The organism is Streptomyces kebangsaanensis, assembly GCF_001906585.1.
Taxonomy (GTDB): Bacteria; Actinomycetota; Actinomycetes; order Streptomycetales; family Streptomycetaceae; genus Streptomyces; species Streptomyces kebangsaanensis.
This window is the reverse complement of sequence record NZ_JUJA01000147.1, coordinates 56,349-65,011: the sequence shown is the minus strand read 5'-3', so window position 1 is coordinate 65,011 and position 8,663 is coordinate 56,349. Positions and strand designations below refer to the sequence as shown.

Annotated in this window: 9 protein-coding genes; 4 read left to right on the top strand and 5 right to left on the bottom strand. The window is 70.9% G+C overall.

The window, feature by feature from the left end; all coding sequences use genetic code 11:
- Positions 1-443: asparaginase domain-containing protein (locus RH94_RS44350; protein WP_234425991.1), on the bottom strand; the 443-nt coding region annotated here is incomplete at its 3' end.
- A gap of 151 nt (positions 444-594) precedes the next feature.
- Here RH94_RS44350 and RH94_RS23805 point away from each other — a divergent pair.
- Positions 595-1,620: a LacI family DNA-binding transcriptional regulator gene (locus RH94_RS23805; RefSeq protein WP_073949769.1), complete on the top strand. Its 1,026-nt coding sequence runs from the start codon at positions 595-597 to the stop codon at positions 1,618-1,620.
- 478 nt (positions 1,621-2,098) lie between these two features.
- Here RH94_RS23805 and RH94_RS40850 read toward each other — a convergent pair whose 3' ends face one another.
- Complete coding sequence (locus tag RH94_RS40850; RefSeq protein WP_158073084.1) at positions 2,099-2,413, bottom strand: hypothetical protein; 315 nt, start codon at positions 2,411-2,413, stop codon at positions 2,099-2,101.
- Positions 2,410-3,246, bottom strand: a complete 837-nt coding sequence (locus RH94_RS23795) for a DUF1990 domain-containing protein (protein WP_234425990.1) — start codon at positions 3,244-3,246, stop codon at positions 2,410-2,412. The genes RH94_RS40850 and RH94_RS23795 overlap by 4 nt, the downstream gene beginning before the upstream one ends.
- Before the next feature lie 114 nt (positions 3,247-3,360).
- Here RH94_RS23795 and RH94_RS23790 point away from each other — a divergent pair, with 114 nt between their 5' ends.
- The 3 genes from RH94_RS23790 to RH94_RS23775 all read left to right on the top strand — a co-directional run bounded on the left by RH94_RS23790 (position 3,361) and on the right by RH94_RS23775 (position 6,195).
- Complete coding sequence (locus RH94_RS23790; RefSeq protein WP_073949765.1) at positions 3,361-3,573, top strand: hypothetical protein; 213 nt, start codon at positions 3,361-3,363, stop codon at positions 3,571-3,573.
- Complete coding sequence (locus RH94_RS23785) at positions 3,570-4,301, top strand: DUF1990 family protein (RefSeq protein WP_073949763.1); 732 nt, start codon at positions 3,570-3,572, stop codon at positions 4,299-4,301. The genes RH94_RS23790 and RH94_RS23785 overlap by 4 nt, the downstream gene beginning before the upstream one ends.
- A 694-nt stretch (positions 4,302-4,995) precedes the next feature.
- Positions 4,996-6,195, top strand: coding sequence for a PP2C family protein-serine/threonine phosphatase (locus tag RH94_RS23775; protein ID WP_073949761.1), 1,200 nt, complete (start codon positions 4,996-4,998; stop codon positions 6,193-6,195).
- 478 nt (positions 6,196-6,673) lie between these two features.
- Here RH94_RS23775 and RH94_RS23770 read toward each other — a convergent pair whose 3' ends face one another.
- Positions 6,674-7,468, bottom strand: coding sequence for an SDR family NAD(P)-dependent oxidoreductase (locus RH94_RS23770; RefSeq protein ID WP_073949759.1), 795 nt, complete (start codon positions 7,466-7,468; stop codon positions 6,674-6,676).
- A gap of 103 nt (positions 7,469-7,571) precedes the next feature.
- Positions 7,572-8,396 carry an aldo/keto reductase gene (locus RH94_RS23765; RefSeq protein ID WP_073949757.1) on the bottom strand — a complete coding sequence of 275 codons (825 nt, stop codon included), beginning with the start codon at positions 8,394-8,396 and terminating at the stop codon, positions 7,572-7,574.
- Between the last annotated feature and the right edge of the window lie 267 nt (positions 8,397-8,663).

Here is an 8,663-nt window from a genome sequence, read left to right as displayed (position 1 = left end):
GAGCCGTCGAAGACCAGCAGAGAACCAAGCCCCCGGGCGTGCGTACTGGCCGCCACCGCAAAGGCCGCGGCGAGATTGGCCGGGCCGTCCGGTGCGGGGTTGTCGAAAGGACGCTGCGCACCGGTGAAGACCACCGGCCGCCGGTCGCCGTGGAAGAGGCCGAGCAGGAACGCGGACTCCTCCATCGTGTCGGTGCCGTGCGTGATGACCACGGCGTCGGCTCCCCCGGCCAGCGCGTCACGGGTCCGCTTGGCGAGGGCGAGGAGGTCGGCCAGCGAGAAGGCGTAACTGCCCCGGGTCGTGAAGTCGTCGACCTCCACGTCCAGCGCACCGAGTCCGCTCTGCGCCAGGAGTTCCGCGCCGGTGGCGCCCGCCAGCAGGCCGTGGGGCGAGCGGCGACTGGCGATGGTGCCGCCGGTTGCGATCAGACGAAAACGTGGCACAGGAGTCCTCCGGGGCTGAAAACCGGACCGCAAACGTTCGCGTGCGATGTGACCGAGGTTACACAAACGTTTGCGCGACACCAAGGGCTTTTATTGTCATATGCCCGGAATAAGGCCACAGACGCTGGTTTCGTAAGGTACAAACAGGTATGTGACCTCCGATGTCCCGTCGCCCCGCGACGAACCCGTCACCCTGGCCGCCATCGCCGCGCGCGCGGGGGTGCACGTCTCGACCGTTTCGCGGGCACTCACCCCGGGGGCGAACGGCGTCAGCCCCGCCACGGCACAGCGCATCCGCGCACTCGCCGCGGAGCTCGGTTATCAGCGGGATCCCGCCGCCACCACCTTGCGCACCGGCCGCAGCAGCATCTTCGGCGTGCTGGTCCCCCGCTTGACCGACTTCGTCCTGGCGCGCATCTACGAGGGGCTCGACGCGGCCGCCGCCCGGCACGGCTACAACACCTTCGTCGCCAACACCACCGACGACCCGGCCCTGCGGCGTGAACGCCTCGAAGAGCTACTGGCACGGCGGGTGGCCGGCATCGTCCTGGGGGACGCACGGCTCGACGGCGACGACCTGGTGAAAATCCTCGCCCGCAGGAACATCCCCTACGTCCTCGTCTCACGGCGCCTGACCGGACACCTGTCCGTCACCACCGACGATCTCCTCGGCGGACGGCTGGCCGCCGAGCACCTCCTCCAGCTCGGTCACCACTGCGTGGGAGTCGCCGCCGGGGAGCCCTACGCGAGCACCGGGGTGGAGCGCACCACCGGTTTCGTCCGCCGCTACGCCGAAGCCGGCTTCCCCCTCCCCCCGGAGTACGTCCTCCCCTCCCGCTTCGACACCGCAGGCGGCCACGCCGCAGGAGCGGCACTGCTCGACCTCGACCCGCGCCCCACGGCCATCTTCGCGGTCAACGACACCGCCGCCATCGGCGTCATCGGGGCCCTGCGGGAGCACGGACTGCGACCCGGCAGCGACGTGGCCGTCGTCGGATACAACGACATCCCCGTCGCCGCGGACATGCCCGTGCCCCTCACCACGGTCCACTCACCGATGTTCGAGATGGGCCAGCAGGCCATGGGCCTGCTCATCGACCGTCTGCACGGACGACGCGTCCGCTCGAAACGACTGCGCCCCCACCTGATCGCCCGCGACTCGACGCTCGGCGACTGACATCCTCGCCTGCTCAGGGGCCGTCCTCGGTCGTGATCGACCGGCTTGCAGGAGGCTGCCGATCCAGATGGCCGCTGCGCGGCCCCCACGAGAGCGCGCCGGCGGTCCGCGGTCACCGAGGCGGGGCATGTCGGTGAACGTTCCTCATCCAGTGGTTCAGGGGTGGCGGCTGGTGATCTCATTCGCCAACGTCTCGGCCCAGGAGCCCTGTTGGTCCCGTACCCTGCCGTGCTCGACGTCCCGCCGAGGCCGTTGAGCACGTTTCCCGGCTCCTCCGCGCCCGAAGGCGTGAGCCGGCATCCGATCACCGGCCGCAGGATCCGCACCACCTACCGCACCTGCGACCACGCCCGCCTCAACGAGCACCGCGGCCGCCCCTCCCCCACCGATCCCGGCGGCAGAGCCGCGCACGGCGAACACCCGGACGTCGGCGGTCCCTCACGTGGGAGAGGCCGAGGGCAGTCTCGGCGGCTCGGCGTCATGAGGCGGCATCCGATGCCGCGGAAGGGCCTCCTTCGCCGATTCCCGCGTTCGCCGCGGCCACCGACGGCCGGCCGAGGCGTCCGCGGACCTCGCCTGCCGCGTCGTCCAGCGCGGTGTTGTCCGTGACGTCGGCTTCGGTCGCCGGCGCTGCGGTGGACAGGGACACCGCCCTTGCACGCAGTTGGGGCCCCTCATGGCCGAGGGGCCCCAGGAACGCCCCGCGCCGGGCCGGTTCTGTGCCGGGGCAGCGCCCGGTCCGCGCGGCTCCGGTCACCACCATGGTCCGGTCCTTGAGGGGGCTGTCCGTCACCGGCTGTTTCTTCGCCACCAGTCCCGCCTCATGCCTGCCTCACGGACTGCTCCCGCCAGGTGGCGGGCCCCGAGTCCACGCCGCCCCCGAGGATTCCCTCCGGTCCGCGGCACCGGGCGGGCCGGTGCCTTGCCCGGAGGGGCGAGCCGGCGGGTGGAGATGTGCACTCCGTCGACCAGCCGCCCGCCCGAGGCCGTGACGGCGGACAGACAGAACCGGACCCACATGTTCAGCTGGATCTCCTTCGCCAGGCGCAGGTGCGAATACAGCAGGTGCACCAGGCGGCTGCTGGTGCAGGCCCAGAGCTCGATCTCGAACACCAGCAGGTCATCGTCTTTTCGCGCACGGAACTGCACCTGCCCGGCCTCCATGTGACCGCGCAGGGTCACCAGGCGCAGGGAGTCCGCGTCGCGGCGCACGACCCTGACGGGTCCGTTCCAGGGCCCCGGCATCTCCACCAGCAGCTCGTCCGCGACGTCCAGGCCCTGGCCGCGGAGCTCACCCGTGTGGATGTCGACCACCTCCGAGGGGACGAAGCGTTTGAAGTCCCGGCAGACCCACTCGATGAGCCGGCCCGCGTCAAGGTCGGCCGCGGCGATGTTCACCCGGAAGCGGCGGTGGTACAGGGGGCCGAAGCCGTCCTCCGCCCGTTGCACCCGATCGTCGACCGCTTCGGGGGGCAACTGCGGTGGGCGGTCCCGCTCGTCGCCCTGACACTCGCCACCACGATGGAGGGGGGTGGTCTCCCAGAGATAGCGCCAGGTGACCAGCACCGTGCCCAGGAGCCAGCGCGCCAGCACGGCGAGTACGCGAGGACAGCGGGGTCCCGACATCCGCACCCCTTCAGGTCGACAAATCACCATAAATAGGCATGAACACGTGTATACCCTGGTATAGCGGTGGTGACAAAGTGGTGACGCCACAAGCGGACGAACCCGGAGGCCCCCATGGTAATCCGGCTCCTGCATCGGGCGGGCGCACGCCGTGCTCACCTGCACCTCGCCTCACTCGCCGCGATCGGCCTGTGCCTGACGTTGTGGGTGCGCGCGAAGACCGTCGACCAGGAACAGCGGGGAAACGCCGAGCGGCGCGCGCTCTTCGTGGGGCTGTGGCCACCGACGCTGTGGCTGATCGGCGAGTCACTGCGAGAACCCGAATGATCCCAGTGGGTGGCTGGGTGTTCGGGCGGCTCGACGCCGCACGGATGTGGAAGGGGCTCGCGGACGCACACGTCAACTACTCGCCCGACGAGGTACGCCGTCCGTCCTGGAACATCGACCTCCACCGCACCACGCTGCCGGCGGAGCGACCGGGCTCCCCGGAGCCGGGAGGGTCCTGGGAGCACGCCTGCCGACTGGTCCGCGACTACCAGTTCTCCCCGCCGGAGATCGTCCGGGCGCTGTACGACCCGGCCGCACCGCTGCTCGGCCGGGACATGCTGCTCGAGGCCCGTTTCCACGGCATGCACTTCTACTGCGGTGTGCGCGTCACCGAGGTGGTGGACGAGACCCGGGACGACGCGGCCCGCACCTGGGGATGGGCCTACGAGACCCTGGAGGGCCACCTGGAGCGCGGCAAGGTCACCTACGAGGTGGTGAAGCAGCAGGACACGGGCGAGGTGCGGTTCGTGGTCTCCTGCCATTCGCAGGGCGCCCCCACCCTGGACCGGATCACTTCTCTCGGGTGGCGGCTGTTCGGCCGCCGCACCCAGTTGCGGTTCTACCGCCGGTGCGGCGAACGCCTGCGGCGCTTCGTCGAGGCCGCGTTGCGCGGTGAGCACCCGCTCCCCGGCTCTCCGGCCGTCGTCGAGCACCTGGTGTGCGCGCCCTCCGACGCGAAAATGCGCCGCTCGGACGCGCTGGCGATCCACCGCGTCGCCCCCGGCTGAGAGGCCGTTTTCCCTGTTGCTTCATCCAGGAATCTTCGGTTGGCGCGGCTTTGCGGGGTCGCGTCGGAAGATGGTGTTCTCGCTGGTGAGGCAGCGGAGCATGCACCGGCCGTGGATCCCCTCGACCGTCCAGCGTTTCGGGGCCGGGGTGAAGCCCCCTGCTCCCAGGGGTGCGAGCGGTGATTTCCAGATCGATGCCGAGAGTGGTGGCGTGCTCGATGAGGTGCTTGTGGCAGCCGCCGTCCACCCGTGCCTTGCGGATGGCGGGGTGGGCGGCGGCGACCTGGATGATGCTGCGTTTCCTGCCGACGATCTTTCTGCCGGCGTCCGTGCCCTGGCTGATGGCCGGAACGCTGGTGGGGATCTTCACGCTTTGTGCGTCGATCACACAGGCCGACGACTCCGCGTTCCGGCCCTCCTTGTTCCGGCCCTCCTTCCGCCGCACCGGCGCCACCGCGCCCCGGTGCGGTTCACGTGCGAGATCGCGCCCATGGTCTCGCGCAGGTCGGGCTCGGACGGCCGCCCCAGGTCCAGGGCCCGGCGGCGGCGCTCGAAGCGCCAGGCCGCCAGGACCGGCTCGACCACCTCACCGAAAGTCTTCGTCCGTCCTCGAAGGAAAGCCGGTGCGGGATCGGGTGAGGGCGGTGTCCGTAGTCATATCGGGGCACGTGGAGGAAGACGCTGGGAGGCGGCGATGGGACATGAGCGGATCGGTCTGGCCGAGGTGCTCGCCGCGGCGGAGGACGCCGCGCCGGTGGCGTCTCTCGATGTGGTGGCGCGCAATCTGCGCGACCGGTTCGGCGCGCGGTACGCGTCGTTCCTGTTCGTCGACATCGTCGGCCAGAAGGTGGTGCGGGTCAGCGAGGAAGCGGCTACGCAGCAGGGCCGCCGCGCCGACCAGCTCGACCTGCCCGGCAGCGTCTACGACGAGGTCCTGCGCTCCCAGAAGCTGGTGCAGGTCCCGGACGGCGAGCAGGGGCGGTGGGTGATCGCACCGGTCACCAACCGCGGCGACACCATCGGTGTACTGGAACTGTTCCTTCCCGACATCACACAGGACGTGCTGGAGCAGGTCGAGGAGGTCGCGCACGCGCTGGCCTACATCATCGTCACCGACCGCCGCTTCACCGACCTCTACCACTGGGGCCAGCGCACCACCCCGGTCAGCCTGGCCGCCGAGATCCAGCGCCAGCTCCTGCCCTCCGCCCCCACGTGCGAGGCGGTCGAGTTCACCCTCGCCGGCGCCCTGATCCCCGCCGACAGCATCGCCGGCGACACCTATGACTACACCCTCGATCACGACACCCTGCACCTGTCCGTCACCGACGCCATGGGCCACGACGTCGACGCCGCCCTCATGGCCACCCTCCTGGTCAACGCCTCCCGTCGCGCCCGCCGCTCCGGAACCGGCCTGGCCGAGCAAGCCCGTCAGATCCACCAGGCCCTCGTCGACCACGGTCGCCACACCTTCGCCACCGGCCAGCTCCTGCGCATCGCCCTCGACGGCAGCGGCGCCCAACTCGTCAACGCCGGCCACCCCTGGCCCCTGCGCCTGCGCGGGAGCAGGGTCGAGGAAGTACGCCTGGAGGTCAACCTGCCCTTCGGCGTCCCCGCGCCTACGCTCTACCGCGTGCAGGACCTCGACCTGCGTCCCGACGACCGCCTCGTGCTCTACACCGACGGCCTGCAAGAACGCCAGGCCGAGTCCGTCGACCTGCCCGCCCTGATCCGCGACACCGCCGACGAACACCCCCGCGAGGTCGTCCGCAACCTGACCGTCACGGTCACCGACGCCTGCGGCGGGCATCTGGCCGACGACGCCACCGTCATGTGCCTGGACTGGCACGGCCCCCGAACCCACGGCCACCACGCCCACGCCGGAGCCGACCGGTGACCAGGGGGCCCGGCCACATCGCGGCAGCAGCCGCTCCCCCCGCACCCCACGGCGGCCGTGCGGTCTGCTCCCGCTCGCGCGCGTGTGACGGCGGCAGTACAGCAAGCGGCCCAACTCCGGCGGGGTGAGGCGTGCCGGCCCGGCGCCCCGCCTCACCCCCTCCTCAGCCGGCCTGCCCTCCGTGGACTCACTGCCGGAGTTCGTCCCAGGAAGACGAGCTGAAGCCGGCTCGATCCGAGGGTGCGGCGGCCGCGGATCCGGGGTTCAGAAGGTCGTGATTTTCCCAGCACATGGCTGCTTCGGGTGGCCTTCTGCGCAAGAGGGCGGCATGTCACACACCGTCAGGCCGTGTGGTACCCGATCTCGTTGCCCAGACCGCGGCTCCCGTTCTCACCGTCCGAGCGGTACCCCCGCACCCTGCCGAAAACACCCGCGCCGCGGGGACGCCCCCTGCGCGCCCCTCCGCCTGGCGCCGGGCTCAGGGCAGGATGGAGTCGACGTAGCCGCCGTCGACGCGCACGGCGCCGCCGGTGGTGGCGGAGGCGTGGGGCGAGGCGAGGTAGACGACCATGTTGGCGATCTCCTCGGGCTCGATGAGGCGCTGCAGCAGGGACTGGGGACGGTACTTGACCATGAACACGTGCTGCGCCTCGTCCCAGGGCAGCTCGTCGCCGACGAGCTCGCGGACGAATCCCTCGACGCCGCCGGTGTGGGTCGGTCCGGCGATGACGGAGTTGACGGTGACGCCGGTGCCGGCGGCGTCCTTGGCGAACCCGCGGCTGACGGCGAGCAGCGCGGTCTTCGTCATGCCGTAGTGGATCATTTCGGCGGGGATGACCACGGCCGAGTCGCTGGCGAGGTTGAGGACGCGCCCCCAGTCCCGTTCCTTCATGCCGGGCAGGCAGGCGCGGATGAGCCGGACGGCGGAGAGGACGTTGACTTCGAAGTAGCGGCGCCACTCGGCGTCGTCGATCTCCAGCGGAGCGGCGGAGCCGAAGATGCCGAGGTTGTTGACGAGGATGTCGACCGTGGGCACGGCCTCCAGTACGGCGGCGGTGCCCTGCTCCGTCGCCAGGTCGCCCACGGCGCCGGTGACGTCGTCGCTGCCGGAGTCGGCACGTACGGTGCGGACGGCCTCGGCGACGCGCTCCTCACCGCGGCCGTTGACGACGACGCGGGCTCCCGCGCGGGCGAGGCCGGTGGCGATGGCGTGGCCGATGCCCTGGGTGGAGCCGGTGACCAGAGCAGTGCGGCCGGAGAGATCGATCTGCATGATGTGTTCCTCTCGTCGAGGCTGTGGGGCTGCTGCGGCGGTGTCGACGTCCCGGAGCGCCCGTCCGCCGTGGAGGGGACGGGCACTCCGTGGGCGTTCGGGGTCAGTTGAGGGTGTCGGGGTCCGGGCCGGTGCGCAGACCACGGTCGAGGCCCGTGAGGGCGGCCATGTCTGCGTCGGTGAGCTCGAAGCCGAAGACATCGAGGTTCTGCCGGATGCGGTCGGGGGTGACGGACTTGGGAATCACGATGTTGCCGGTCTGCAGGTGCCAGCGCAGCACGACCTGCGCCGGAGTTGCGCCATACGCCTCGGCGACTCCCACGATCGCCTCGTCCCCGAGGACCGCGCCCTGGGCCAGGGGGCTCCAGGCCTCGGTGGCGATACCGTGCTCGGCGTGGAAGGCGCGCAGCGCGGTCTGCTGGAGGCCGGGGTGCAGTTCCACCTGGTTGACCGCCGGGGTGATGCCGGTGTGCTCCAGGAGCCGCCGCAGGTGGGGGAGCTGGAAGTTCGACACGCCGATGGCGCGGGCACGCCCGTCGGCGAGAATCTTCTCCAGCGCCTTGTAGGTCTCCACGTACAGGTCGCGGGCCGGGGTGGGCCAGTGGATGAGGTAGAGGTCGACGTGGTCGAGGCCGAGCCTGTCCAGGGAGGCGTCGAACGCGGCCAGGGTCCGGTCGTGGCCCTGGTCCTCGTTCCACAGCTTGGTCGTGACGAACAGCTCCTCGCGAGGAAGGCCGGAGGCGGCGATGGCCTTGCCGACACCGCGCTCGTTGCCGTAGATCGCGGCGGTGTCGATGCTGCGGTAGCCGGCCTCCAAGGCGCTGGTGACCGCGGCGGTGGTCTCCTCGTCGGGGATCTGGAAGACGCCGAAGCCCAACTGCGGCATGGTCACACCGTTGTTGAGCGTCACGTTCGGCACGGAAGTCATCAGGGGGTCCTTTCTTCGGTACTGCCTTGACAGGAGTACGGAGCAGGTAGTGGCCCGCCGGTGCCGGCCACCGCCGGTCCGCGGACGGGACCGGTCAGAGGGCCCGGAGGGCAGTCCGGGCGAAGGTGTGGTCCTGTTCGGGGGGCGCCACCGCCGAGGTCGAGAACGCCGATGAGCTGCCCGTCGCGGTGGATCGGCACGCCGTCGGCGTGTTCAGCCGCAGGGCGGTGCAGGCCTCGGCCGTGCCGGCTTCACCGGAGATGAGGA

Coding starts and splice junctions, on each gene's coding strand:
- RH94_RS23795 (WP_234425990.1), bottom strand. CDS start 3,246: ATGTCGGGACCCCGCTGTCCTCGCGTACTCGCCGTGCTGGCGCGCTGG.
- RH94_RS23790 (WP_073949765.1), top strand. CDS start 3,361: ATGGTAATCCGGCTCCTGCATCGGGCGGGCGCACGCCGTGCTCACCTG.
- RH94_RS23785 (WP_073949763.1), top strand. CDS start 3,570: ATGATCCCAGTGGGTGGCTGGGTGTTCGGGCGGCTCGACGCCGCACGG.
- RH94_RS23775 (WP_073949761.1), top strand. CDS start 4,996: ATGGGACATGAGCGGATCGGTCTGGCCGAGGTGCTCGCCGCGGCGGAG.
- RH94_RS23770 (WP_073949759.1), bottom strand. CDS start 7,468: ATGCAGATCGATCTCTCCGGCCGCACTGCTCTGGTCACCGGCTCCACC.
- RH94_RS23765 (WP_073949757.1), bottom strand. CDS start 8,396: ATGACTTCCGTGCCGAACGTGACGCTCAACAACGGTGTGACCATGCCG.